21 protein-coding genes are annotated in these 24317 nt (G+C 65.6%); 9 read left to right on the forward strand and 12 right to left on the reverse strand.

Translation table 11 applies throughout. The annotated features are described in order from the left end of the window. Nucleotides 1–41: 41 nt before the first annotated feature. Nucleotides 42–683, forward strand: a complete 642-nt coding sequence (locus G6N44_RS16085) for a DUF1361 domain-containing protein (protein WP_163665616.1) — start codon at nt 42–44, stop codon at nt 681–683. A 171-nt stretch (nt 684–854) separates the two neighbouring features. Then, nucleotides 855–2381 (forward strand): SDR family oxidoreductase, encoded by a 1527-nt coding sequence (locus tag G6N44_RS16090; RefSeq protein ID WP_163665618.1) that lies wholly within the window; start codon nt 855–857, stop codon nt 2379–2381. Between the two features lie 20 nt (nt 2382–2401). On the opposite strand, the gene G6N44_RS16095 is transcribed toward G6N44_RS16090, so the two are convergent. Further along, the gene (locus G6N44_RS16095) at nt 2402–2998 is read right to left on the reverse strand and encodes an SOUL family heme-binding protein (RefSeq protein WP_163670027.1); all 597 of its coding nucleotides are present in this window, start codon (nt 2996–2998) and stop codon (nt 2402–2404) included. Between the two features lie 84 nt (nt 2999–3082). Between G6N44_RS16095 and G6N44_RS16100 the strand changes: the two genes are divergently transcribed. After that, on the forward strand, nt 3083–3355 hold the full coding sequence (locus tag G6N44_RS16100) for a hypothetical protein (protein WP_235682750.1): 273 nt from the start codon (nt 3083–3085) through the stop codon (nt 3353–3355). A gap of 6 nt (nt 3356–3361) precedes the next feature. On the opposite strand, the gene G6N44_RS16105 is transcribed toward G6N44_RS16100, so the two are convergent. Then, the gene (locus tag G6N44_RS16105) at nt 3362–3958 is read right to left on the reverse strand and encodes a TetR/AcrR family transcriptional regulator (protein WP_163665621.1); all 597 of its coding nucleotides are present in this window, start codon (nt 3956–3958) and stop codon (nt 3362–3364) included. A 153-nt stretch (nt 3959–4111) separates the two neighbouring features. Between G6N44_RS16105 and G6N44_RS16110 the strand changes: the two genes are divergently transcribed. Then, on the forward strand, nt 4112–4558 hold the full coding sequence (locus G6N44_RS16110; RefSeq protein WP_163665623.1) for an MmpS family transport accessory protein: 447 nt from the start codon (nt 4112–4114) through the stop codon (nt 4556–4558). Then, nucleotides 4555–7464 carry an MMPL/RND family transporter gene (locus G6N44_RS16115; RefSeq protein ID WP_163665625.1) on the forward strand — a complete coding sequence of 970 codons (2910 nt, stop codon included), beginning with the start codon at nt 4555–4557 and terminating at the stop codon, nt 7462–7464. Before G6N44_RS16110 ends, G6N44_RS16115 begins: the two co-directional genes overlap by 4 nt. Before the next feature lie 15 nt (nt 7465–7479). On the opposite strand, the gene G6N44_RS16120 is transcribed toward G6N44_RS16115, so the two are convergent. Both G6N44_RS16120 and G6N44_RS16125 read right to left on the reverse strand, forming a co-directional pair. Next, nucleotides 7480–8391, reverse strand: a complete 912-nt coding sequence (locus tag G6N44_RS16120) for a TIGR03564 family F420-dependent LLM class oxidoreductase (RefSeq protein WP_163665627.1) — start codon at nt 8389–8391, stop codon at nt 7480–7482. Between the two features lie 360 nt (nt 8392–8751). Beyond that, complete coding sequence (locus G6N44_RS16125) at nt 8752–10089, reverse strand: acetyl-CoA C-acetyltransferase (protein ID WP_372508208.1); 1338 nt, start codon at nt 10087–10089, stop codon at nt 8752–8754. A 73-nt stretch (nt 10090–10162) separates the two neighbouring features. Here G6N44_RS16125 and G6N44_RS16130 point away from each other — a divergent pair, with 73 nt between their 5' ends. Together G6N44_RS16130 and G6N44_RS16135 are read left to right on the forward strand one after the other, a co-directional pair. Beyond that, nucleotides 10163–11515, forward strand: coding sequence for a 3-oxoacyl-ACP reductase (locus tag G6N44_RS16130; RefSeq protein WP_163665629.1), 1353 nt, complete (start codon nt 10163–10165; stop codon nt 11513–11515). Between the two features lie 11 nt (nt 11516–11526). Then, nucleotides 11527–12342, forward strand: coding sequence for a MaoC/PaaZ C-terminal domain-containing protein (locus G6N44_RS16135; protein ID WP_163665631.1), 816 nt, complete (start codon nt 11527–11529; stop codon nt 12340–12342). Nucleotides 12343–12660: 318 nt separating this feature from the next. Here the strand turns inward: G6N44_RS16135 and G6N44_RS16140 are convergent, their stop codons facing one another. The 3 genes from G6N44_RS16140 to G6N44_RS16150 are packed head-to-tail and all read right to left on the reverse strand — an operon-like array spanning nt 12661 to nt 18231. After that, nucleotides 12661–16023 (reverse strand): ATP-binding protein, encoded by a 3363-nt coding sequence (locus G6N44_RS16140; RefSeq protein ID WP_163665633.1) that lies wholly within the window; start codon nt 16021–16023, stop codon nt 12661–12663. Then, nucleotides 16016–16768 carry a DUF4194 domain-containing protein gene (locus G6N44_RS16145; protein ID WP_163665636.1) on the reverse strand — a complete coding sequence of 251 codons (753 nt, stop codon included), beginning with the start codon at nt 16766–16768 and terminating at the stop codon, nt 16016–16018. Before G6N44_RS16145 ends, G6N44_RS16140 begins: the two co-directional genes overlap by 8 nt. Continuing rightward, a complete protein-coding gene (locus tag G6N44_RS16150; protein WP_163665638.1) occupies nt 16765–18231 on the reverse strand; it encodes a DUF3375 domain-containing protein in 1467 nt (488 codons plus the stop codon). The genes G6N44_RS16145 and G6N44_RS16150 overlap by 4 nt, the downstream gene beginning before the upstream one ends. A 142-nt stretch (nt 18232–18373) precedes the next feature. Here G6N44_RS16150 and G6N44_RS16155 point away from each other — a divergent pair, with 142 nt between their 5' ends. Then, the gene (locus G6N44_RS16155; RefSeq protein WP_163665640.1) at nt 18374–19462 is read left to right on the forward strand and encodes a methyltransferase; all 1089 of its coding nucleotides are present in this window, start codon (nt 18374–18376) and stop codon (nt 19460–19462) included. Here the strand turns inward: G6N44_RS16155 and G6N44_RS16160 are convergent. The 5 genes from G6N44_RS16160 to G6N44_RS16180 are packed head-to-tail and all read right to left on the reverse strand — an operon-like array spanning nt 19459 to nt 24018. Continuing rightward, nucleotides 19459–19968 (reverse strand): hypothetical protein, encoded by a 510-nt coding sequence (locus tag G6N44_RS16160; protein WP_163665642.1) that lies wholly within the window; start codon nt 19966–19968, stop codon nt 19459–19461. The genes G6N44_RS16155 and G6N44_RS16160 overlap by 4 nt on opposite strands. Continuing rightward, nucleotides 19965–21842 (reverse strand): alpha/beta hydrolase, encoded by a 1878-nt coding sequence (locus tag G6N44_RS16165; protein WP_163665644.1) that lies wholly within the window; start codon nt 21840–21842, stop codon nt 19965–19967. Before G6N44_RS16165 ends, G6N44_RS16160 begins: the two co-directional genes overlap by 4 nt. Before the next feature lies 1 nt (nt 21843). Next, entirely contained in the window at nt 21844–22146 is a 303-nt protein-coding gene (locus tag G6N44_RS16170; protein WP_163665646.1) for a type VII secretion target, read from the reverse strand. Between the two features lie 53 nt (nt 22147–22199). Next, on the reverse strand, nt 22200–22823 hold the full coding sequence (locus G6N44_RS16175; protein WP_163665648.1) for a TetR/AcrR family transcriptional regulator: 624 nt from the start codon (nt 22821–22823) through the stop codon (nt 22200–22202). Nucleotides 22824–22875: 52 nt separating this feature from the next. After that, complete coding sequence (locus G6N44_RS16180; RefSeq protein ID WP_163665650.1) at nt 22876–24018, reverse strand: glycoside hydrolase family 3 N-terminal domain-containing protein; 1143 nt, start codon at nt 24016–24018, stop codon at nt 22876–22878. Between the two features lie 103 nt (nt 24019–24121). On the opposite strand from G6N44_RS16180, the gene G6N44_RS16185 reads away from it, so the two are divergent. Next, complete coding sequence (locus tag G6N44_RS16185) at nt 24122–24295, forward strand: DUF2613 domain-containing protein (protein WP_003881739.1); 174 nt, start codon at nt 24122–24124, stop codon at nt 24293–24295. The last annotated feature ends 22 nt before the right edge of the window (nt 24296–24317 follow it).

The raw sequence follows: 24317 nt of genomic DNA on the forward strand, positions 1-24317 counted from the left end.
CCGGGGCCTCATTGCATTTGGGAGACAGGCAAACTGGTCGCATGATCGAAGCCCGCGGCATCCTGCTGGTCGTCTCCCTGATGGCGACCACCGCGCTCACCCTGGCCCTTGGGATCACCGATCCGGCCGCCCCGATGTCCTACCCGACCAAGTTCCTGGTGTGGAATCTGGTGCTGGCGTGGATCCCGATGGTCTTCGCGATCGCGTTCGATCTGGTCGAGCGCAGGCTGTGGCTACTGCCGCTGGGGCTCGCCTGGTTGGCGTTCCTGCCGAATGCGCCCTATCTGGTGACCGACCTGGTCCACCTCGGCGAAGGCTACGAGCTGTGGCGCCACGTGCTGCAATACGGGTTCGCCGCCTGGACCGGCATCCTGCTGGGTGTGGTGTCGCTGCTGCTGGTGCATCAGCGCCTGGACGACGAATTCGGCTCGTTCTGGGGCTGGCTGGCCGTCGTCCTGTCGGTTGCGGGCTGTGCCGTCGGCGTGGTCATCGGCAGGTTCCAGCGATGGAACTCCTGGGACCTGGTAACCCAGCCGGACGCAGTGGTCGCCGCGACATTCGACTGGATGCGCTCACCGCTGTCCTACGTCCAGTCGACGGGCGTGGCGATAGCGGTCGCGGCGTTCTTCGGGTTGGCCTATCTGACGATCTGGGCGCTCAACGGACTCAATATGCGCAGATAGTGTCCTGATCGCACCAGATACCCGGCAGCCCGTGGATTGCGTTGAGGTGTCCTGACAGCCAACGGGTTTACCTCGTTTGTCATATGGGCATCCCGGTCACGACGAGTAATCCACCCATCGGTCGTCCTCCGTCGGCCGGCTTCGGGCTCTGGCATCTTGCGAGGAGAACCCGTGACAAATCCGCCGCTCCCCGCTACCGCTTTGCGTGTTCTGGTTACCGGCGCGACCGGATACATCGGCGGCCGCCTGGTTCCACGGTTGAGACAGGCCGGCCACCGGGTGCGGGCAATGGCCCGCAACCCCGACAAGATCAGCGACGTGCCCTGGGCATCGGATGTGGAAGTCGTTCGCGGCGATCTCACCGAGCCGGACACGCTCGCCGACGCCTGCCGCGACATCGACGTCGTCTACTATCTCGTGCACTCGATGAACGCGGGCGGAGAGTTCATCGAATCCGAGAGGCGCAGCGCCGAGAACCTCGTCAGTGCCGCCCAACGCGCCGGAGTGCGACGCATCGTCTATCTCGGCGGCTTGCATTCGGAATCGGATCGACTGTCGATGCATTTGCGCTCGCGCGGCCAGGTCGGGGAGATACTGCTGAACTCAGGCATCCCCACCCTGGTCCTGCAGGCAGGCGTGGTCATCGGTTCCGGGTCGGCGTCTTTCGAGATGATCCGGCATCTGGCCAACAGGCTGCCTGTCATGACAACGCCGCGTTGGGTTAACAACCGCGTACAGCCCATTGCTGTACGCGATGTCATGTACTACCTGTTGGAAGCCGCCACCGCGGAACTTCCGCACAGCCGCGCCTACGACATCGGTGGCCCAGATGTGTTGCAGTACGGCGAAATGATGCAAATCTATGCCGACGTCGCCGGCCTGGCTCGACGACGGATTCTCGTACTCCCCGTTCTCACACCGAAACTCGCCGGACTGTGGATCGGGCTGGTCACCCCGGTGCCCCCGAAAATCGGGCGCGCCCTGATCGAATCCCTGAGCACCGATGCCGTTGCCGCTGAGCACGACATCGATTCGATCATCGCACCGCCACCGGCAGGGGCAACCCCATATCGGGACGCCGTTGCACTCGCACTCCATCGCATCGAGACCGGTGAAGTCGAAACCACGTGGGCCAACGCGTCTCCGACCGGTGCACCCGCCGACCCGCTGCCCTCTGATCCCAGCTGGGCCGGCGAAGTGATCTACACAGACGAGCGCAGCCTCGACTGCAACGCAACGATCGAGCACGTGTGGGAGGTTGTCGAGGGGGTCGGTGGTGAAAACGGTTGGTACTCGTTTCCGCTGGCCTGGACCATTCGCGGATGGCTGGATCGACTTGCCGGGGGCGTGGGCCTGTCTCGCGGTCGCCGCAACCCTCACGCCTTGCACACCGGCGATGCCCTGGACTTCTGGCGTGTCGAACGCATCCAGCGGCCGCACTTGTTGAGGTTGCGTGCCGAGATGCGCACGCCCGGCAATGCCTGGCTCGAATGGCGACTCGAACCTCGCGGTAAGCACGCCACGCGACTGCACCAGCGTGCCATCTTTTTTCCGAAAGGTCTTGCTGGACGACTCTATTGGTACTCGCTGCTGCCGTTCCACGGCATCATCTTCACGGGCATGATCAACAACATCGGCGTCGCCGCCCAGAACGGATCGATGAACCGCAGTCTGGCAGCGGGAGATGACGAGTCATAACCCCCACGTAGGGGTTCCTGTCAACTTTCGACGGCAACAGCGATCTCGTTGCGGCGCCGACACGGCAGCGTCCACGGCGGATCGTAAAACCACGCGGCGGGTTCTCCGGCTTCAACGAATCCGTAGTCACGCAGTACCTCGCGCAGATGCCGGGTACGCACAGCCACGCTACCCGGGCCGCGATCACCGCTGAAGCGTAGTACCGCAACCGTTTCAGGGGACACCGTAACCAGTGCAACGCGAGGATCGTCGGGCGTCGGCAGGGAGCTCAACGTTGACCCCGCGGGCATGTAGAAGCGGATCACCCATCCGTCATTCTCGATCATCTGCTGCGCAACCGGCGCGGTCATCGCGATCTTTTGACCACGCCGGCTGATCGCCTGCCGGCTTACCGGCGCGGTCATCGCGATCAGGCCGGACCGATGATTGGCGCCGAAGATATAGGCCGCCACACGCCGGAAGCCGGCACTGCGGGCTTCTTCCTCGTCCGCAACCACCACTGTCTGGGCCACGACGCGCGGCCCGTACCGGCGAAGCTCCACGCCGCGGGCCAACGCTTGCGCGCTGTACGGCGGCTCCTCGACACTCATCCGAATACCCAGCGTAGAGGCAATCATTCCCAAAAACTGCCGGGCAGTCGCCCGCAACTCTTTCCACACGGCGCAGTCCTTCCATTGTCCCGGTGTGCAAGGTCTTCAGTGGTGATTCGGAGCCGAGAACGGGACGGATGGCCCGCAGCGCAACACTGGCTGTTTCCCACCACGTTGACCGTCGGGGCCGAAACCATCACTCATCCGAACCTCACCCTGATCTACGTCGTCGGCCAGCTCGGCCTCGTGTTCTACATGTTCTTGGTGGGAACATCGTTCAAGCTGGACATCCTGAGCGCACACGCGCGGCAGGCCGGGGTCACCGCGGCGGCCGGCATCGGTGTGCCACTGGTACCCGGCGGCGTGGTCGGATGGACGGAGTGACTGAGTTCAGAAGCGGGTCAGGCTGGGTATCAAGACATCGTCGACCAGGGCCTGAACCGTCTCCTCGGTCGGCGGGCGGCCCGGTATCAGGGAGCGAAACACCAGATATCCCGGCATCACATCCCAGAGTTCATCGTGGATCGCGGCGGCGTCGATCTCGCCACGATCCACTGCCTCGGCCAGAACATCCGTCATGAGTTTCTTACGGTCCAGTACGAATTGATTCTGCATGGCCGCACTCAATTCCGGGCTGTGCGCAATCTCGCTCATGATCGCGCTCATCGTGCTGGCGTGCTCGCGTGCCTGTGCACACACCGCGGCGCCGATACTCAGAAGGTCGGTGCGTAACGCGCCCGTGCGGGGTGGAACCAGCTGTACGCGGGTGCCCTCGATGAACGCCGCCAGCACCAATTCCGTCTTCGACGGCCAGCGGCGGTAAATCGTGGACTTGCTCGACTTCGCCGCGGTGGCCACGGCTTCCACCGTCAGCCGGTCGTATCCCTGCTGCTGCAACAGCCGCAGGGTCACCGCCAACAACTCGGCCTCACGCTCGGACCACGGCGAGCCTTGAACCGAGGCGTTCTGCGTCGAAGCGGAAGACACCGCAGACACCTTTCGGTAGGAGGAAGTCAAATCAACCGGTCTCAACTCTTGCCCCCGATTGGACTGTACCGTACCGTACCGTTCAGGTGCTTGGAACGGTCGAAGATTCTCGCTTCAAGGCGAGTTGTGCGCTTGTTCTCGAAAGGCTCTGAGATGCAGGGGATCTCGGTAACCAGACTGGTCAGGCGGCGCTGGACGGTGATCGTGGCTGTACTGGTGGTGGCGGTAGTCGCCTTCACCGTCAGTCGACTGCACGGCATATTCGGTTCCGACAACGAGGTGTCACGCCCCAGTGCCGACACCCTGGAGAACACCGGATACAACCCGAAGCGGGTGCTGTTCGAGGTGTTCGGTCCACCGGGTTCGATCGCCACGGTCAACTACCTGGACATCGACGCCCAACCCCAACGGGCCGAGGACGTCGCGCTGCCGTGGTCGCAGACGCTGGTCACCGATGACCCCACGATGTTCGCCGACCTTCGCGCACAGGGCGACGGTGACTACATCGGCTGCCGCATCACGGTCAACGGTGTGGTCAAGGACGAAAGGTCCACCGACAACGTGAACGGCTACATCGCGTGCTTGGACAAGTCGGCATGAGCGAGCAGCACGACGCCGGCGCCGGGGCACATACCGGTTCGAGGACGGCGCGCACCATTCGTCTACTCGCCGTACCGATCATGCTGGTGTGGGTGGCCGTCGCCACCCTGACGAATATCTTTGTGCCCCAACTGGAAGTCGTCGGCGCCGCACGTTCGGTGGGTCTGAACGCGCCCGACGCGCCGTCAACCATGGCAATGCGACACATCGGCCAGGTCTTCGACGAGTTCGACTCCGACAGCGCAGCCATGATTGTGCTCGAAGGCGATCAGCCTCTCGGCGACGAAGCCCACCGCTTCTACGACACCCTGGTGAAACGGCTGGCCGAGGACACCAAGCACGTCGAGCACATTCAGGACTTCTGGGGAGACCCGCTCACGGCGGGCGGGTCGCAGAGCAAGGACGGCAAGGCCGCACTGGTACAGGTGTACCTCGCGGGCAACCAGGGCGAAGCGTTGTCCAACCAATCAGTCGACGCCATCCGCAACATCGTCGCGAGCGTCCCGCCACCGCCCGGGGTCAAGGCCTACGTCACCGGCGCCGCACCGCTCATCACCGACAACTTCGAGGTCGGTAGCGAGGGTACCCACAAGGTCACCGGCATAACCTTTTTGGTCATCGCGGTGATGCTGCTCGTGGTCTACCGGTCCGTCGTCACGATGCTCATCATGCTCGTCACGGTCGCCATCGAACTGGCGGCCGCGCGCGGTGTCGTGGCCGCACTGGCTCATTACGGAGTCATCGGACTTTCCACCTATTCGACGAATCTGCTGACGCTGTTGGCGATCGCCGCGGGCACGGACTACGGCATTTTCGTCATCGGCCGCTACCACGAGGCCCGGACCCGCGGGATGGACCGCGAGACCGCGTATTACGACATGTTTCGTGGGACGGTGCACGTCATCGTCGGCTCGGGGCTGACCATTGCCGGAGCCGTGGCCTGCCTGTACTTCACCCGCCTGCCGTACTTCCAGACCTTGGGCATCCCCGCCGCCATCGGTGTGCTCGTGACGTTGGCGGCGGCGCTCACCCTGGGCCCCGCCGTGCTGACCATCTTCAGCCGGTTCGGACTGTTGGAACCGAAACGCAAACACCAGACCCGCGGCTGGCGACGCATCGGTACCGCGATCGTGCGTTGGCCCGGCCCCATCCTGGTCGTGTCATGCCTGATCGCGCTCATCGGCCTACTCGCCCTGCCGGGATACAAGACCAGCTATGACGGCCGCCCCTACCTCCCGGAATCGGCGCCGGCCAACATCGGCTATATCGCTGCCACCCGCCACTTCTCGGAGGCCAGGCTGAACCCCGAGCTGTTGATGGTCGAAACCGATCATGACATGCGCAACCCCGCGGACATGCTGGTGCTCGAACGCATTGCCAAAGCCGTTCTGCACACCCGCGGCATCGCGCTGGTCCAGTCGATCACCCGCCCGCTGGGCACACCGATCAAGCACAGCTCCATTCCCTTCCAGATCAGCGCGCAAAGCGCCAGCCAGATCATGAATCTGGGCTATCAGCAGGACCGCGCGGCCGATCTGCTCAAACAGGCCAACGAGCTGTCCAACACGATCAACATCCTCAAGCGGCAGGTCACACTGCAACAGGCCAGCGCCGACGCCACCCATGAGCAGACGCAGGCGTTCCACGACACCGTCACGATCGTGAACGATCTGCGTGACAAGATCGCAAACTTCGACGACCAGTTCCGGCCGCTGCGCAACTACTTCTACTGGGAACCACACTGTTTCGACATTCCGATGTGCGCGGCGCTGCGGTCGGTATTCGACGCGCTCGACGGAATCGACAAACTCAGCGACCAGTTCGGCGAGATCACGGCGAGCCTGGACAAACTTGATGCGCTGCAACCGCAACTCCTGGCGCTGCTGCCGCCGCAGATCGCCATCCAGGAGCGAAACCGTGACCTGACGCTGTCGAACTACGCGACCACGTCCGGGACCAATGCGCAGTCCGAAGAAGCCCTGCAGAATGCGACCGCGATGGGACAGGCCTTCGACTCCGCCAAGAACGACGACTCGTTCTACCTTCCACCCGAGGCCTTCGACAATCCCGACTTCAAACGCGGCCTGAAACTGTTCCTCTCACCTGACGGCAAGGCCGCCCGGATGATCATCACGCATGAGGGAACTCCCGCTACGCCAGAAGGCATCTCACATATCGACGGAATCAAGGACGCCGCATTCGATTCCATCAAAGCCACTCCGCTGTCGGACGCCAAGATCTATGTGGCCGGAACAGCTTCTGCATACAAGGACATTCAGGACGGCGCCAAATACGATCTGATCATCGCCGCGTTGGCGGCGATCTCGCTCATCCTGCTCATCATGATGTTCATCACCCGCAGCCTGGTCGCGGCGCTGGTCATCGTCGGTACCGTGGTGCTGTCGTTGGGGGCATCGTTCGGTTTGTCAGTCCTGGTGTGGCAGTACATCTTCGGCATCCAGCTGTACTGGATCGTACTGGCACTGGCCATCATCCTGCTGCTGGCCGTGGGTGCCGACTACAACCTGCTGTTGATATCCCGCTTCCAGGAGGAGATCGGGGCCGGGCTCAAAACCGGCGTCATCCGCGCCATGGCCGGCACCGGCAAGGTGGTGACCGCGGCCGGCCTGGTGTTCGCAGCCACCATGTCCTCGTTCATCTTCAGCGACCTCATCGTGCTCGGTCAGATCGGCACCACGATCGGCCTCGGTCTGCTCTTCGACACTTTGATCGTGCGGTCGTTCATGACGCCGTCGATCGCGACACTCCTCGGCCGGTGGTTCTGGTGGCCGAAGATCGTGCGGCCCCGGCCGGCCAGCGGTATGTTGCGCCCCTACGGATCGCGCACGTCGGTTCGCGAACTGCTCAAGAACGAGCCACAGCCCGAACCGGAGGGCGCACCTTAACCCGCGAGCAGGCGCTCAGTTGTCGAGCGAGCGCAGCAGCGCCCTGGTGCGGGAACGGGTTTCGGGCGATGCGTCGAACACCACCCCGACGTATTCGTCCACACCCACCGTGCCGAGTGCCCGAATCCGTTCTGCCACAGTGCTTTCATCGCCGATGATGGCAGCATCTGCGGGTCCGGCGTACCCCTCCCTATCGAGCATGGCCCGATAGGACGGCAGATACCCGTACATTGCGAACTGTTCGGCGGCCTGGGCACGGGCCCCGTCGACATCGTCGGTGACGCTCACCGGAAGCGCGGCGACGACGCGGACCGGCCGACCGTCGGCGCCTTCACGCAGGGTCGGCGCAACATGCTCGGCCAGCGTCTTCGGCCCGGTCATCCAGGTCACGGTGCCCGCGGTGCGACGGCCGGCCAGTTTGAGCAGTTGGGGCCCCAACGCGGCGATGTACACATCGGGTGCCGACGCCCCCGCGATCTGCAGGGCACCGCGCGTGGTCACCGTCTCACCCGGCGCATCAGCGGGTTCGCCGGCCAACAGTGGTTGCAGCCCATCGAGGTACTCCCGCAGGCGTCGCACGGGCTTGTCCCACGGAATGCCCCACATCCCCTCGGTCACCGCGGCATGCGTCATGCCGAGGCCCAGCAGGAACCGGCCGCCGCTGATCAGGCTGAGCGTGAGTGCACGCTGTGCCAGCAACATCGGGTGCTGATTCTGGATCGGGATGACACCTGTGCCCACCTCGATCCCGTCGACCTCACGGAACGCGACCGCGAGGACGGTCAGGAGGTCTGGTTCGTAGGGCATCTGCGTCATCCAGACCCGCCGGAATCCCTCGTCGTGCAATTGAGCGAGATTCTCTACCGTGGCGTCAACCGGGGAGCGGCCAACGGTGTCACTGAGTGAGGCGATGAGGCTGATCTGCATGGCACCAGGCTAGGCGCCTCAAAAGACAAAAGGGGCGGGTTCGGGAGGACACTTGGGGGCGTTGCAATTCGTCTCACGCAGCCGGTCTTTCACCCCTGTACCGACTCTTTGGATCAGTCACTCCCGAACCCGTCGTAGGCTCGATCGTACGCCTCGGGCACCCCTCAAGCCAGAGGAAGTACGGTCGATTTTTGCCCGGATTCGGAGCTAGGTTGCTCCGTGTTGCCGTCGGGTCGGGGGGTCAGACGGCAACACGGAGCTACCCCCTCTATCGACCTCTACGCCACGACCGTTACACGTCCCCCAAACAAACTTTTCGAATGTGACCGCCGCGGCGGTCATGCCTTCGGGCTCCGCAAGCTACGCCTCCAAAATGGCCGTGACGCCCTGCCCCCCAGCCGCACAGACGGAGATCAGTCCGCGTACCGGCTGCCCGGTCTGCTTCTTTTTCTCTGCCAACTGCTTGGCCAGCTGCGCCACGATCCGGCCGCCGGTAGCCGCGAACGGGTGACCCGCCGCGAGCGAGGAACCGTTGACGTTGAGCTTGGCCCGGTCGATGCTGCCGAGCGCCGTTTTCAAACCCAGCCGCTCCTTGCAGTACTCGTCGGAGTCCCAGGCCGCCAGCGTGGCCAGCACCACCGAGGCGAACGCCTCGTGGATCTCGTAGAAATCGAAGTCCTGCAGGGTCAATCCGTTGCGGGCCAGCAGTCGCGGTACCGCGTACGTCGGCGCCATCAGCAGGCCGTCGGGCCCGTTGACGTAGTCGACGGCCGCGGTTTCGCCGTCGACGAAGTAGGCCAGCGGTTCGTGTCCATGGGCCTGGGCCCAGTCCTCACTGGCCAGCAGCGCCACCGAGGCACCGTCGGTCAGCGGCGTCGAGTTGCCCGCGGTCATGGTCGCGTCGCCGGCCTTGACTCCGAACACCGGCTTGAGCTTGGCCAGCTTCTCCGGCGTGGAATCTGCCCGCAGATTGTTGTCGCGGTACAGCCCGAGGAACGGGGTGACCAGGTCGTCGAAGAACCCGCTGTCGTAGGCGGCGGCCATGTTGCGGTGGCTGGCGGCGGCCAACTCGTCCTGGTCGACGCGCTTGACGCCCATCAACTTGGCGGTCACCGCGGCGTGTTCGCCCATCGACATACCGGTGCGCGGCTCGCTGTTGACCGGGATCTCTACGCCGAGGGCGGCCGGCAGCTTGCCGACCAGCTTGAGCCGGTCCAGGTTGGACTTCGCCCGGCGCAGGCCCAGCAGGACCTGCCGCAGGTCGTTGCCGAACGCGATCGGGGCGTCCGATGCGGTGTCCACGCCACCGGTGGCCGCGGACTCGTACTGCCCCAGTGCGATGGCGTTGGCGGCGACGATCGCGGACTGCAGCCCGGTGCCGCAGGCCTGCTGCAGGTCAAAGGCCGGTGTGTAGGGCGATAACGCGCTGCCCAGCACGCATTCACGCATGAGGTTGAAGTCACGGCTGTGCTTGAGTACCGCACCGCCGATCACCGCACCGAGCCGCTCTCCGGCCAGGTCGAAGCGCTCGATCAGCCCGTCCAGCGCGGCGGTGAACATATCCTGATTGGAGGCGTTGGCGTAGGCGCCGTCGGACCGTGCGAACGGAATCCTGTTGCCACCCAAAACGGCAACGCGTCGCCGGGTCGTGTTGTTGGCCATCTGTTTGCCCTCCACTGTCGGGTTGTCCGGGGCCATATTACCCACTGTTCTTACTCTGGAGTAAGTTCGGTATGGACAACGCAGTACTGCGAAGCGAAAGGCAGCTGAAGTGGCTTCCGACCTGTTCTCCCAAGTGGTCAACTCCGGGCCGGGATCGTTCCTGGCCAAACAGCTGGGCGTGCCGCAGCCCGAGACCCTGCGCCGCTACCGCCCCGGGCAGCCGCCCCTGGCCGGCTCCCTGCTGATCGGCGGGGAGGGCCGCGTCGTCGAGCCGCTGCGCGCCGCCCTGGCCGACGACTACGACGTGGTCTCCAACAACATCGGCGGCCGCTGGGCCGATTCGTTCGGCGGCGTGGTGCTCGACGCCACCGGCATCGCCGACGCTGCCGGACTCAAGGAGCTCTACCAGTTCTTCACCCCGGTGCTGCGCAACCTCGCCTCGTGCGCCCGGGTGGCCGTCATCGGCACCACCCCGGATCAGGCCGGCAGTGTCCACGCCCAGATCGCGCAGCGCGCCCTGGAGGGCTTCACCCGCTCGCTGGGCAAGGAGCTGCAGCGCGGCGCCACCGCATCGCTGGTGTACCTGGCCGCCGACGCCAAGCCCGGCGCCACTGGCCTGGAGTCCACCCTCCGGTTCATCCTCTCGGCCAAGTCGGCCTACGTCGACGGGCAGGTGTACCGGGTGGGCGCCGCCGACTCGACCCCGCCGGCCGACTGGGACAAGCCGCTGGCCGGCAAGGTCGCCGTGGTCACCGGCGCGGCCCGCGGCATCGGCGCGACGATCGCCGAGGTGTTCGCGCGGGACGGCGCGACCGTGGTCGCGGTGGACGTTCCCCAGGCCGCCGAGGACCTGGGCAAGGTCGCCGAGAAGGTCGGCGGCAGCGCCCTGACGTTGGACGTCACCTCAGAAGATGCAATCGACGCCATCGTCGCCCATGTCACCGCGCAACACGGCGGCAAGGTCGACGTGCTGGTCAACAACGCCGGCATCACCCGCGACAAGCTGCTGGCCAACATGGACGAGAGCCGCTGGGATTCGGTGATCGCGGTGAATCTACTTGCCCCGCAGCGTCTCACCGAGGGCCTGGTGGCCAGTGGCACCCTCAGCGAGGGCGGCCGGGTGATCGGCCTATCCTCGATGGCCGGCATCGCCGGTAACCGCGGGCAGACCAACTACGCCGCCACCAAGGCCGGGATGATCGGGCTCACCGAAGCATTGGCCCCGGTGTTGGCGGAGAAGGGCATCACCATCAACGCCGTCGCTCCCGGCTTCATCGAGACCAAGATGACCGACGCCATCCCGCTGGCCACCCGTGAGGTCGGCCGCCGGCTGAACTCGCTGTTCCAGGGCGGCAAGCCGGTGGACGTGGCCGAGCTGATCGCCTACTTCGCCAGCCCCGCGTCGAATGCGGTCACCGGCAACACCATCCGGGTCTGCGGCCAGGCCATGCTGGGAGCCTAGAAGTGAACAACATGCTCCGCGCTGTCGTCGGCGCCCTGCCGTTCATCCCGCGCGACGACACCCTGCCGACCCGCACCCTCAAGGTCGACAACCTGCCTATCGACCCGGCCAACGTTGCCGCCTATGCGCAGGTAACCGGGCTGCGGTTCAGCGACACCCTGCCGCTGACCTACCCGTTCGCACTGACCTTCCCGACGGTGATGTCACTGGTCACCGGATTCGATTTCCCGTTCGCCGCCATGGGTTCGGTGCACACCGAGAATCACATCACCCAGTACCGGCCGATCAGGGTCACCGATGCCGTCAGCGCCGCTGTGCACGCGGAGAACCTGCGGGAGCACCGCAAGGGCCTGCTGGTCGACATCGTCACCGAACTCAAGGTCGGCAATGACACGGCCTGGCACCAGGTGACGACGTTCCTGCACCAGCAGAAGACCAGCCTGTCCGGTGAGCCCAAGCCGGAGCCGCAGAAGCAGCCGAAGCTGCCGCCGCCCAACGCGGTCCTGAACATCACACCCGGGCAGATCCGGAACTACGCGTCGATCGGCGGGGACCACAACCCGATCCACACCAACGGGTTGGCGGCCAAGCTGTTCGGCTTCCCCACCGTCATCGCCCACGGGATGTTCAGTGCGGCAGCGGTTCTGGCCAACATCGAGGGGCAGCTCCCCGATGCGGTGAAGTACTCGGTGCGGTTCGCCAAACCCGTGGTGCTGCCCGCCAAGGCCGGACTCTACGTCGAACGCGACACCGACGGCTGGGAGCTGACGCTGCGCAACCTGTCGAAGGGCTACCCGCACCTGACCGCGACGGTCAGCCCACTCTGAGCAGTCGTCGAAGTAGCCAGAGGCTATTGCGATTCCAACTCGGCCGTGACGTCGCCGCGATCGAACGGATCCTTCGAGTGGTCATAGGTGTCCCGGCACTGACCGCGTAGCTCCACGCGACCGTGGGCAACCGACGGTGGTTCAGCCGTCGTCAAAATCACGTCGGCCTCCCTCGGTTGCTAATGCCGGTGATTGTCCTGAGCACGCCGATCCGCCTCCGGGCCGAAGAACTGGTCGACACCCAGCCAGGAAAGGCATGGCGCTGTCCGGGGTTCCGACGAGGGGACGAGCCGCTTGGGACGCACGCTCGACGCAAGGTCAGGCGCTCGGTACCGCGTCCCCTGAAGTCTTTCGCAGATCGGCGAATTCGGAGATCGACGCCGAGGTGACCGACGCGACGGGCCGGGCATTGGGCGCCGACGCGTCGGACTTGGACACCATCACCACGTTGTCGATGTAGGGCTGGATCGTCGTGCTGTTCTGCACGGTCGACACGATCACCAACTGGAAACCGAACTTACGGAACGCCGACAGTGCCTGCTGGGCGAACTGCGGATCCGACTTGGAGAACGCCTCGTCGAGCATCAGCTGGGCGAACAACGGCCGGGTGTCGTTGCTGTCCGGGCTGGCCAGGTTGAAGCTCAGCGCTCCGGCCAGGCAGAACGCCATGAGCTTCTCCTGCTCACCACCGGAGTTGTCGCCGGAATTGCTGTAGGTCCGGATGACCTCGCCGGTCTCGGCATCGCGCTCCTCGCAGTACAGCACGAACCGGTTACGCACATCCAGGGCGTCACGAGTCCACTGCCGATCCTCCGGCGTGTTGCCCGCCAACAACTTTCGCAACTGCAGGATGTCGGTGTACTGCTCGAACATCGCGGTCTCGTCGCCGAAACTCACCAGCGACACCCGCGAGGAGATGCGCTGGGCCTTCTCGTTGAGTTCGTCGACCGCCGCCAGATGCCGGGTACCGGCATGCAGGGTCAGCCGGGTGCCGCGGTTGAACTCCACCGCACCCAGGCCGGTGTTGACGCGGGCGATCTGCTCGGTGATCCGCCGCGCTTCGTTGTCGGCGATCATGTGCAGGTTCAGGATTGCGCCCGGCGCCTGCTCGGTGATCAGCCGTTGCATGCGCTCATACGCATCGGGCAGCTCCCGCTCGTCGATGCGACGGCACAACGCCACGTAGTCGTGCACCCGCTCGTCGAACACATCGCTGTCGTTCGGGATGGCGTCGGGGAATGAGCTGTCGTATGCGGCCATGATGCCGGCCAGCTCGTCGTGCGACCGGTTGCGGTCCGCCCGCAGCCGGTCCCGCTCGCGACTGATGACGCGGCTCAGTTCGCTTCGGTACGGCTCGGATTCGAGCAACTCGAGGGTCAGCGCGATGTCGGCGGCATAGGTGTCGATCGTGTCGCGAGTGTGCTGCGGCAGCTCGCCGGCCCCGAGCCGTTCGGTCAGGACCTCGCTCAACTCCAGCAGCGCGGTCCGCCTCCGGTCCAGCGTGGTTTCGCGTTCGTTGAGCGAGCCGATCTGCTGGATCACCTTCTCGACGCGCTCCCAGCATTCGTCAGCCCGCTGTTGCAGCCGTTCGGCGTCGGGGTTGTCCGAGACCAGCAGTTCGTGTTCGTCTTGCAACCGTTCGAGCATCTCGTCGACCGAGTCGGAGTCGATATCGCTCCACTGCATGAACTGGTCACACAACGCCCGGCAGGCACGCTCCCGGGACTGCAGCTGACCGCGGTGCTCGTCGAGGCGCTCACGGGAGTTGCGCGCCACCTGGTAGACGTCCTGCGCGGCAGCCAGGTCATCCTGCAGGGCTTCAACTTTGGCTGCGGTACCGCCGAGGAAGATGTAGTCCGACGGGCGCAGCCGCGACCGGTCATCCTTGATCGACAGCCGGCCGCTGTCCTTGCGCAGGCCTTGATCGGTGACGGCGCGGGACTGTTCGGTGAACTCCTCCGGCCCGTCGACACATACGTAATCGCCCACCGCGGCAATCACATTGAGGGCCTCCACCGCACTGTCGTGAGTTGGGTCGGCCAGCTGGAGTTTGGTGGCAAGCGTATGCGGTGGCGGGGTGCGCAACTGTGCGCCGTGCTGGACGTGCTGCAGCTGGATCCGGCCACGCATGTCGTTCTCGTTGACGAAGCGCAGCGCGCGCTCCATGTAGGCATCGGGAACCAGCAAGCGCAATCCGGCCCCGCGCAACACCTTTTCGACGGCCAGTCGCCACCGCGACTCATCGGGCTTGAGTTCCATCAACTCGGCGACATAGACCAGGTCACGCTCGGAGATCTCGAGCGCCCGGGCGATCCGGGCCCGCATCTCGTATTCGGTCCGCGGCAGCGGGGAGCCCAGCCGCTGCACCCGCTCCAGCTCGGACTCCACGCTCTCGCGCGCCTCGCGGGCCCGCACCTCCTTGGCCGACGCCTCGACGTAGGGCTGGTTCCCGGTGAACAGCTCCCGATGCAGCCGGTCGGCCTCGACCATCAAAGTCTCACGCAGCGACCAGAATTCCTCGCCGTCGTCCGGCGGGGTCAACCCCAGCGCGGTCACCTTGTCCTCGTAACCGCTGCGCCGGCGCGACACCTCCTCGCTGATCCGCTCCGCCTCGGTGAGACGCTGCTGCAGCGGCACCAGATCCACCGTGACCGTATTGATCTGCGCCATGAGCGAATTGTGTTCGTTCTTGAGCTGGCGCTGCTGTGAACCGAACTCGTCACGCTGGGCACCGAGCTGAGTGATCTGGTCGTCGAGATTGTCGATCTCCGGGCCGGCCTGGGCCAACCGCAGGTGATCGACGTAGTCGCGGATCAACGCGTTGTCGACCGTGTCGATCACGCCGAACTTGGCTTCCTCTTCGGCGTAACGCGCCTGCACCGCAGCGATGTTGCCCAACGTGTTGCGCTTGCGCCGGGCCACATCCAGTAGCCCGCGGGCCTCGACCAGCGGGTTGATCTGCTCCAGTGCCTCCTCCACGCCGCTGAGGCTGGCCGGCTCGTCGAGCATGAACTCGCGGACGAACTGCTCAAGACCACCCACGCTTTTCAGCGATTTCGCCTTGCCGAGAAGCTGCTGCGCGGCTTCGGAGGCACGGATGCCGATGCTGGCGTACAGCTGCGCCAGGTACTGGCTCTCACTGCGACCACCGGTCCAGCCGTCGTCGCGGAACACCGCGGCGTCATAACCGTTGGCCGCCCACCGGTTGCACAGGCCGAAGATGTCGCGGTCGGCGTCGATCAGGTAGTACCGGCTGCCCGGATCCGACGTCTTCTCGGCGGCAAGCCATTTGAGTACCAGCCCGGTGACCGAGCGCCCGGTGCGGTCGCTATAGGTGACCGATACCGCCGACCAGGCCGGGCCCGTCCCGCGCAGATACATGATCTGCCGGTTGGCGCCCTCCCGGCGCTCACCCCAGGCGCCGCGGACGTACTTGTCGACGGTGCGCTTTCCGGTGCCCGCGCCCGCGGCGGTGGTATCGCCCGAGGCGTTGAAGTTACGCCGGTGCGACGGCAGAAAGGCCAGCGAGATCGCATCCAGCAGTGAGGATTTGCCGCTACCCGAGGATCCGGTGATCAGCGTGCCGTGCTGACTGAACGGGATCGAGTGATACCCGTCGAACACACCCCAGTTGATGACCTGCAGGCGCGAGAGCGAGAACTGGTTGGTCGGTTCAGCCATGCGCGTCCACTTCGTCCTCGTGCCGTTCGGATACTGCCACGTCGTCGGAATCGTCGGCGCCGACACCGTTGGCGGCCCGCTTGAGCTGCTCGAACTGCTGCTGCAGCTCGGTGATCATCGAGGCCGTCATGATCGCGTTGACCACCGGGCTGATGGTGAAGCTGTCCTCGTCCTCCCGGTTGCGCGAGAGCATCTCGATATCGGTGAGCCGCTCGACCGCGTTGTCGATCCGCTTGTCGAACGAGGCGGTGTCGCGGTCGGTGTCGTTGTTCACCCCGGCGAACAGCTCGTGGATCTCGTCCCGGCTGATCAGGACGTTCTCGTCGCGGGACGCAGCGCGCATGAGCTTGGCCAGGTGCAGTGCCAGGATCGAGTCGTAGGTGTTGAGGGTCTCGCGACGTAGCAACCGGCGCCGCCACTGCGATTCGTAGTCGGCCGTCTCGACGTAGGCGATGTCGTGATCGTCCGAGATGCACAGCCGCAGATCGAGTTCCGAGAGCCGCACGGTGATTTCGGTGCGGTACCGGGTGACCCACGCCCACAGCTCGGAGTGGTTGTCCTTGCTGATGTACCGACGCGACAGCAGGTGCTGCAACGCCCAGCAGGCCCGGTCGGGCAACTCGCTGACGTCACCGTCGAAGCGCGGCGCGCGACGCTGGTCGGTGGTCCGTTCGACGGCGTCGATGCTCGGCAGGGCATCGAAGTCGACCCCGGTGTCAAACGTGGGATCAGGGGTCTCGGTCATAGCATGCTCTCACTGGCAGTAGGGATCGGCTCGGTGAAAACCAGTCGGGGGATCTCGATTTCGCGGTCGGCACCTTCCAGGGACCGGAAGCGCACCCGTACGGATTCAGCGTGTTCGGTGGGTTGCTGCTTGAGCGCCCAGGACCACAGCACGATCACATGCCCGAGATACGCCGAGTCCAGCATGCCGATCGCGTCGGGCAGCGATACCGGTCCGGCCGCCACCGCGCCGTTGATCAACTCGGCCAACTCAGCGGCGTCGACCTGGGACGCCAAAGCCGAGAATGCCGACAGGTTCACCTCGCCCTCGGCGGACTCGGCCTGTGACGGCGGGATCGCGTCACGAATCTTGAAGGCAACGGCGCCAATCGAATTGAGATCGGTGCGGGCCAGCGGAACCTCGATGCCGATGCGACTGTCGGCCAGGGACACGCTGAGGAGTTCGTGCGCGCCTGCCAGTGCCTCGTTGAGCTGCCGGGTGACGCCGCGACTGTGTTCCAGCGTGCCGGACGCGACAAAACGCTTGATCCGGCGGGCGCAGCGCTGACGGGTCCGCCCGACCTCGGCCGTCTGCGCCGACACCAGGCTGAAGAACCCGGTCATCACCTCACGCAGGCCCGGGTCCAGGTGCGGCAACTCACGGGTCACCGCCTCGATGTCGGCCACCAGGGCGGCCCGCTGCTCGGGGTCCTGGATCATCCGGGTGAAGGCGGTGTAGGAGGCACTCTCCCGGGAGGCGAACAGTGACTCGTAATCGTCGAACAGTTGGCGTTGACGTTCCCGGTAACCGAGATCGGTGTCTGCGGACGCATCCAACAATCGAGTGGTAATGCGGTTCAGCATGGCGCCGTACTGCCCGATGTCGGAGACGATCTGCTCCATCTGCAGGGCGATGGCCCGGGCGTCGTCCTCGACGTCGACGAGGTCGGGTTCGGGCCGCTGCCCCTGCTCGAGGGCATCGAGTTCGTCATGCAGCCTGGCGATCTCGGCTTCGATGTCGGCGCGGATACGCTCCGGATCGTTGCTGACCTGGCCGGCCACCCGGCGCAGCCCGGCCGCGATACCGGTGATCGACCCGCCGGTCGCGACGGTGTCCTCGCGGCGCATGCGGCGGGCGAAATCCAGTACGGCCCGCGCCTCGTAGGTCAGGTAGCAGACGTTGCGTTCGGTGTCGCCGGACGGCTCGGTAATCCGGTGCAGCCAGCCCTGGCTGGCCCAGTATTTGATCAGGGCCAGGCCCGACTGCTCAGTCTCGGAGCCCAGATCGGCCAGGTCGCGTTCCAGCCGGACCACCAGCTCAGTCTCGGTGAGCTTGGCGCCCCGGTCCAGGTGGCGTTCCATCAGCGTGAGATAGGTGGCCAGGTTGTTGGTCACGAGCAGCCGGGCCGACCGTGATTCGGCCACCTCGCGGTTGAGCTGGTGGAGCTGGTCCAGCGACGAGCCACCGCCGGCGGCGTCAGGCACGGCCGGCCCTTCGATTCGCAGTGGACATCGGCACCACTTTAGGCGTCGGGCGGGGCCGGTCCCGACGCCAGTTCGGTTTGCTGTCGCCACCAGGTCGGCCATCGGTACAGACATCGCGGCCGACCTGCCCTAAAGTCGTCCGGTGACTCCCGCCAAGGTGCCGCCCGCCGGACTGGTCCGCGCGGTCGAGCGTGTCCGCCATCACCTGCGTCGCCTGCATCAACGCGCGGTCCCGCCGCCCGCGGCCATGCTGGAGCTGATCCTGGGCGCCTGGGTCGCCCAGGGCATCGCCGCCGCCACCCAGCTCGGGGTCGCCGACGCGCTCGCCGGCGGCCCACTGCGCACCGACGAGTTGGCGCGCCGGGTCGAGGCCAACCCGGACACCCTGAACCGGCTGATGCGGGCCCTGGTCGGCGAAGGCGTCTTCCGCCGCACCCGCGACGGGCGGTACGCGCTGAACCCGCTGGGCGCGACGTTGCGCACAGACGCCGCGGTTTCGATCGCCGGGATGGCGAAACTGGTCGGCTCGCCGCAGCATCGCGAGCACTGGAGCCACCTCGCCGACGCGGTCCGCACCGGTGAGGCCGTCATCCCCAAGCTGCGCGGCAAAGAGGCGTTCGAGTACCTCGGCTCCGAACCCGAACTCGGGGCCCTCTTCAACGACGCCATGACCAGCATCTCCGAGCTGGCGATCGCCCCGGTGGTGGCGGCCTACGACTTCACCCGGTTCGGGACCATCGCCGATGTCGGTGGCGGACACGGCCGTCTTCTGGCGGCCATCCTTCAGGCCACCCCGGCAGCCCGCGGAGTGCTCTATGACCTGCCTCAGGTCGTGCAGGGGGCACCGGAAATGCTGGGCCGGTACGGGGTGGCCGACCGGGTGCAGGTGGTACCCGGATCGTTCTTCGACTGTGTTCCGGCCGGCGTCGACGCCTACGTGATGAAGAACATCATTCACGACTGGCCCGACGACAAGGCGGCGGCGATCCTGCGTAATGTGCGGGCGGCAGCCAGGCCGGGCGACACCCTGCTGCTGATCGAGGCCGTGCTCCCGGACCACGACCGGGAGTTTCTCGGCAGGTGGGTCGACATGGAGATGTTGGTCGGGGTCGCGGCACGCGAGCGTAGCGCAGCCGAGTACCGAAAGCTCTACGAGCAGAACGGGTTCCGGCTCACTCGTGTGGTGCCGACGGCATCACCGTTCAGTGCCGTGGAGGGTGTGGCGATCTAGTCCTCGTCGGCACACGGCGAGGTTGCGTGTACGTCGAGTCCGTAAACACCCCCCGCAGTGGTTTTGGCCTTGACCGACACCACGTAGCCGCGACTGTCGCGATAGGACTTGTTGTCTGCGGGTTCCGGATCCGGCCGGGTCCATGGGATCAGTTCGAATCCCTGATCGCGCAAGGCGGAGGCGCGAGTCAGGGCCGCCTCGACCAACTCCGGCGCGGGATCGACCAGCCACTCGGAAACCTGCACCTTCCAGGGCGGGCCGACCGACATCAGTGCATCGTCGGTGCGACACCCGATTTTTCGCGCATACGCAGGATCGGGATCGACCGGCTTGTCGAGGATGGTCGACACATATCCGGCTGTCACCCGAGCAGCCTCGGTAACAGTCAAGGAGGTGGGTTGCATCGTCGCCTCACCTTCGGTAGTGCGCTGGTCCTTCTGGGAGAATTCGCATGAAGTCGTGGACACCAGCAGCATCGTCACGAACAATGTTGCGATAGCTCTCATTTGACCTGGACCTTTGGTCCGCGGCCAGGATTGTCCGTCACGACCGGATTATCCCATGGATGTTGCCGTCTATCGTAGGATCCGTCGTCGTCCCAAGGGAGTTCCGGGATCTTCGATCCGCCGGCCGCGCGCCCCTGGTCGGCGGCCTCGGCCCCGAAGTTCCCGTCGTCACCGACATCGATGTCTACGTAATTGGTCTGGATCCCGCGCTCGACGTACCCCGTGGCCTCGCCCCCGCTAATCACCGCGGCCATGTTGTGAAACGCGTCGGAATCATAATCGTCCCAATACTTTCCATGGGCGTCGGTTCCGACGATGATCTGGTTCGGGTGGGCGCCTTCCGGGCTGTAGTAGCCGGTGTCGAGACGGGTGACACCGGGAATTCTGTCCGGATCGGTAGCCGACGGCAGGCCACCCAGCGGATTGCCGATGCGCCCGTCGACGTTGTGCGGAATGCCCGGTATCGAATCGACACCCGGGATACTCGACAGGGAGACATCGCGGGGCAACGACTGCACCAGCGCGATCGGGTCTCCGGGCGCTGTCATCGAATAGCGTTGCACATTCGGGTTCGGGTTGGTGTACCCCTCGGTCAGGATTCCGGTGCCGGCCGACGACGCGTGCAAGACCCGGTCCGCGCGCAAACCCATCTGCTCGGCCGTACCGACGACTGCGCCGCCATAGGAATGGCCGATGTAGGTCACCGGCGTACCCGGCGCGCCCGCGCCCACCGCACGGTCGATCTCGTGTCCGAATGACACCAGCTTGGGAGCCATGGACGCCGCGTACTTCGGGTCCGCCGCGTTGTCCAGCCCCTGGGGGAAGTCGTCACCCATGTACAGGAATACCGGCGAGCCCGATTGCTTTGCCAATTCCACAGCCGAGGCGTGATTCGAGGCGCTGCCATTCAAGTTGGTGTTCGTGCCGGGCACGACCACGCCGACACCCTTGATGCCGGGCTTGATCTCGCCGATCATCTCGATCATCCGTCCGTTTCCCTCGGTCGAGAACCCGACGAACTTGCGCGGCACCATCGCACCGCTGCCGTTGGGGTCCTTGATCGGGGTCAGCATCGCCTCAAGTTGTTTGACCCGGGCCTCGTCGGGATGCTCCTTGGCCTTCTCCTCGGCCAGGGCGTTGCGGATGTTGATGTCATTGGCTTCGATCCTGGTCTCGAAGGGCACACCGTCGGTGTTGCCCATCACCTGCGGGTCGGCGAGCACCATCTCATGCAGGGTCTCCGGGCTCAGCCCGGCGAGAAACTCGGACCGTTGGTCGGGCGTCATCCCGGCCAACCGATCGACCAGTGCTTTCGGGCTGTTTGGGTCCGGCGATTGCTTGGGATCCGGCGCATTGAGTGGCGCCACGGCATCGCGGACCTGTTGTCCAACCTTGTTGTCGGTGGTTTCGAACTGTGCCAGCATCGACTTGAGTTCCGCCGATGCCTTCGCGGCCATCGCCCGCAGCAGCATCCGGTTCACCGGACTCAGCTTGGAATAGAAGTCTAGGACGCTACCGGGACGGACCGACACCGTTCCGTCGTCGGCAACCTGCCATCCCCGGCCTTCCAGCTGCCCGACGAAGCTCAAGATCCGGCTGCGCTGTTGCACGAGCTCGCCACCGCCGCCCGACAGGACGGTCTGCAATTTGGTCAGACTGGCGTGGAGACGCTGCATACGCTCCAATGACGCTGTGGCGCTTGCGATGGCGGCATCGGACGAGGTACCCGTCCAACCGGCGCGCAGCTGCTCGATCGCGGCCCGCTGCTGGTCCATCTGGGTGGCCAGCCTTGCGGCGCGGGTGCCGATGTCGGCGCCGCTCAGAACGAGTATCTCGGGGTTGGAGGCCTCTACCTGAGAGATGGAGACCGGCATGTCAACCTGGCTGCGCCGAGTTCAGCCGGTCCGCATACTCCCCGTCGACGCGTTCGTAGGCGCCGGCGGCAGTGCCCAGTTTGTCGGCATGTGCGCTGACCTCGGCACCGACCATCCGGGCTGCACTGTCGACCACCGGGGAGATCTCTGCGCAGGCAGCGCCACTCTGCAGGCCCGGCATAGCCGCTGCCGCAGCGCTCAGCGGTTGTCGGATTCCGAGCCCGGCGATCGCGACGCCCACAGCGGTCTCGGTGGCAGCGGCCGAGCGCAACTCGGCCGGAACAACTTTGAGCTCAGAACCCATACCGGTAGCTTAGTGCCGCTCACGGGGTTGCCGAGGCGCCAATTTCAGGGGGTCTAACCGGCCGAAACCGACTGCGTTCCCGCGTCCGACGGGGTGCCCTTCAGGCCGCGCCAGAACAGGTTGATCATCAACTCGGCGGCCTCGTCGACGTCGGCGTCCCCGGTGCTCACCCGGCCGGCAATCGCCTCACCGGCGCCCACCAGCGCCACCGCCATCATCTCGAAGTCGCTGTCGGGCTGGGGATTACGCGTACCGGTACTGAGCAACCGGGCCACCAGGTCGATGATGCGATCGCGGCCCTCGCGGACGGTGTGGGCGAACGCCTGCGAACTGGTGGCCTGGGTGTACAGCACCATCCAGGACGCCCGGTTGGCGTCGATGTAGGTCAGGAACGCCAGCACAGCGCTGCGCAGCAGCTCCTTGGGGCTCTGGGTGAAGTCGATCTCTCCGCGCACCACGTCCACGAACCGGGTCAGCTCGCGGTTCAGGCAGGCGCCGAACAACTCCTCCTTGGAGCCGTAATAGAGGTACAGCATCGGCTTGGAGATCTCGGCCTCCGCGGCGATCGCGTCCATCGACGTCTCGTGATAGCCGTTGACCGAGAAAATCTGCACTGCAGCGTCGAGCATCTGCTGTTCGCGGACGGCCCGCGGCAGCCGCTTGGTTCCACCTGCCATCCGACCAGGATAAGCGTCGGGTGGACGGTCAGGGCAGCAGCTCAGTGCACTCCTAGCAGCGCACCCCGCCCTTGGCGTCCACATTGCGTTGCACCGCGGCGTCCACCGCAGCCTGGTTCAGCTGACCGTCGGCCAGCGCCTTCTCCAGGCCGTCGAGCACCGCGGGCACCTCGTCGGTGGTGATCCACAACGCGTTGTCGGCCCCGGCCTGCAGCGCCCGCAGCACCGCGCTGGCCACCCCGTAACGCTGGTTGATCGCCGCCATGCTGGACAGATCGTCGGTGTAGACCACGCCGTTGAAGCCCGGGCCGCCGTAACCGCCCGACCGCAGCAGTTGATAGGCGGCGGGGCTGAGGCTGGCCGGGTCGCTACCGGTCAGGCCCGGTACCTCCAGGTGTCCGACCATGACCGCGACCGGGCCCTCGGTGGTCAGGGTCCGGTACGGCACCAAGTCGTTGCTCTGCAGATCGGCGATCGGCGGGGTGGTCACCGAGCCGGTGTGCGAGTCACCCGAACCGTGACCGTGACCCGGGAAGTGCTTGAGCACCGGCAGCACCCCGGCGTCGCGCAGCCCGCGGGCGTAGGCGCCGGCGTACTCGGTGACCGTGGCCGGATTGTCGCCGAAGGACCGGTCACCGATGACGGTGTCGTCGGCATCCGAGGTGACGTCGACGACAGGTGCGAAGTCGACGGTGATGCCGAGGCCGCGCATCTTCTGACCGCGGTCCCGCGCGATGCCGTACACCTCGTCGACGGATTTGGTCTGGGCGAGCACGCGGGCCGACGGCTGCTCGCCGATCAACGAGGACAACCGCGACACCCGGCCGCCTTCCTCGTCCACGCTGACCGACAGTGGCAGGGGACCGGCGGCGGAGATGTCGGGCAGCGATCCGTCGTTGAGCATCGACAGGTCGGTCCAGCTGCCGATCATGATGCCGCCGACGTGCTGGCTGCCCACCACGGCACGTGCATCGGCCGCATCCTGGACCCCGACGGTCAGCAGTTGGGCGAGCTTGTCCCGGGACGACAGGGCCGCCAGGTCACATACCGGCGCCGCCGGGAGCGGCCCAGCGGTCGACATCGGCTTCGTGTCCGGGGAGGAAGATTCGGGTGCCGCCGACGGCGTGCTCGGCGAGCACGCCAGCAACAGTCCGGACAACGCTGCGAAAGTTGCGACGAGACGCGGAGAAGCCATGGGGCCCGACCTTAGCCGTTAGGCAGGCGGTAATCGATTTTGTGCGTGTCGGCCCACGTCCACCACGCACGGATCGGTGGGGTCGCCATGCTAGGTTGGCCGGGTGAACCGGTTCGTCATCCCCTCCGCGGCCAGCATTGTCGTCGGACTGTTGTTGGGGGCGGCCGCCGTTTTCGGTGTGACGCTGATGGTGCAGCAGGACACGAAGCCTCCGCTGCAGGCGGGCGACCCGGCGTCATCGGTGCTCAACAGGGTCGAGTACGGCGACCGGTCCTAGCTTGGATGTGCCGCTCACGCGG

The organism is Mycolicibacterium alvei (assembly GCF_010727325.1).
GTDB classification, from domain to species: Bacteria; Actinomycetota; Actinomycetes; order Mycobacteriales; family Mycobacteriaceae; genus Mycobacterium; species Mycobacterium alvei.

Coding starts and splice junctions, on each gene's coding strand:
- G6N44_RS16135 (WP_163665631.1), top strand. CDS start 11,527: ATGCTCCGCGCTGTCGTCGGCGCCCTGCCGTTCATCCCGCGCGACGAC.
- G6N44_RS16115 (WP_163665625.1), top strand. CDS start 4,555: ATGAGCGAGCAGCACGACGCCGGCGCCGGGGCACATACCGGTTCGAGG.
- G6N44_RS16140 (WP_163665633.1), bottom strand. CDS start 16,023: ATGGCTGAACCGACCAACCAGTTCTCGCTCTCGCGCCTGCAGGTCATC.
- G6N44_RS16175 (WP_163665648.1), bottom strand. CDS start 22,823: ATGGCAGGTGGAACCAAGCGGCTGCCGCGGGCCGTCCGCGAACAGCAG.
- G6N44_RS16085 (WP_163665616.1), top strand. CDS start 42: ATGATCGAAGCCCGCGGCATCCTGCTGGTCGTCTCCCTGATGGCGACC.
- G6N44_RS16160 (WP_163665642.1), bottom strand. CDS start 19,968: ATGAGAGCTATCGCAACATTGTTCGTGACGATGCTGCTGGTGTCCACG.
- G6N44_RS16180 (WP_163665650.1), bottom strand. CDS start 24,018: ATGGCTTCTCCGCGTCTCGTCGCAACTTTCGCAGCGTTGTCCGGACTG.
- G6N44_RS16170 (WP_163665646.1), bottom strand. CDS start 22,146: ATGGGTTCTGAGCTCAAAGTTGTTCCGGCCGAGTTGCGCTCGGCCGCT.
- G6N44_RS16095 (WP_163670027.1), bottom strand. CDS start 2,998: ATGATTGCCTCTACGCTGGGTATTCGGATGAGTGTCGAGGAGCCGCCG.
- G6N44_RS16120 (WP_163665627.1), bottom strand. CDS start 8,391: ATGCAGATCAGCCTCATCGCCTCACTCAGTGACACCGTTGGCCGCTCC.
- G6N44_RS16110 (WP_163665623.1), top strand. CDS start 4,112: ATGCAGGGGATCTCGGTAACCAGACTGGTCAGGCGGCGCTGGACGGTG.
- G6N44_RS16145 (WP_163665636.1), bottom strand. CDS start 16,768: ATGACCGAGACCCCTGATCCCACGTTTGACACCGGGGTCGACTTCGAT.
- G6N44_RS16125 (WP_372508208.1), bottom strand. CDS start 10,089: ATGGCCCCGGACAACCCGACAGTGGAGGGCAAACAGATGGCCAACAAC.
- G6N44_RS16165 (WP_163665644.1), bottom strand. CDS start 21,842: ATGCCGGTCTCCATCTCTCAGGTAGAGGCCTCCAACCCCGAGATACTC.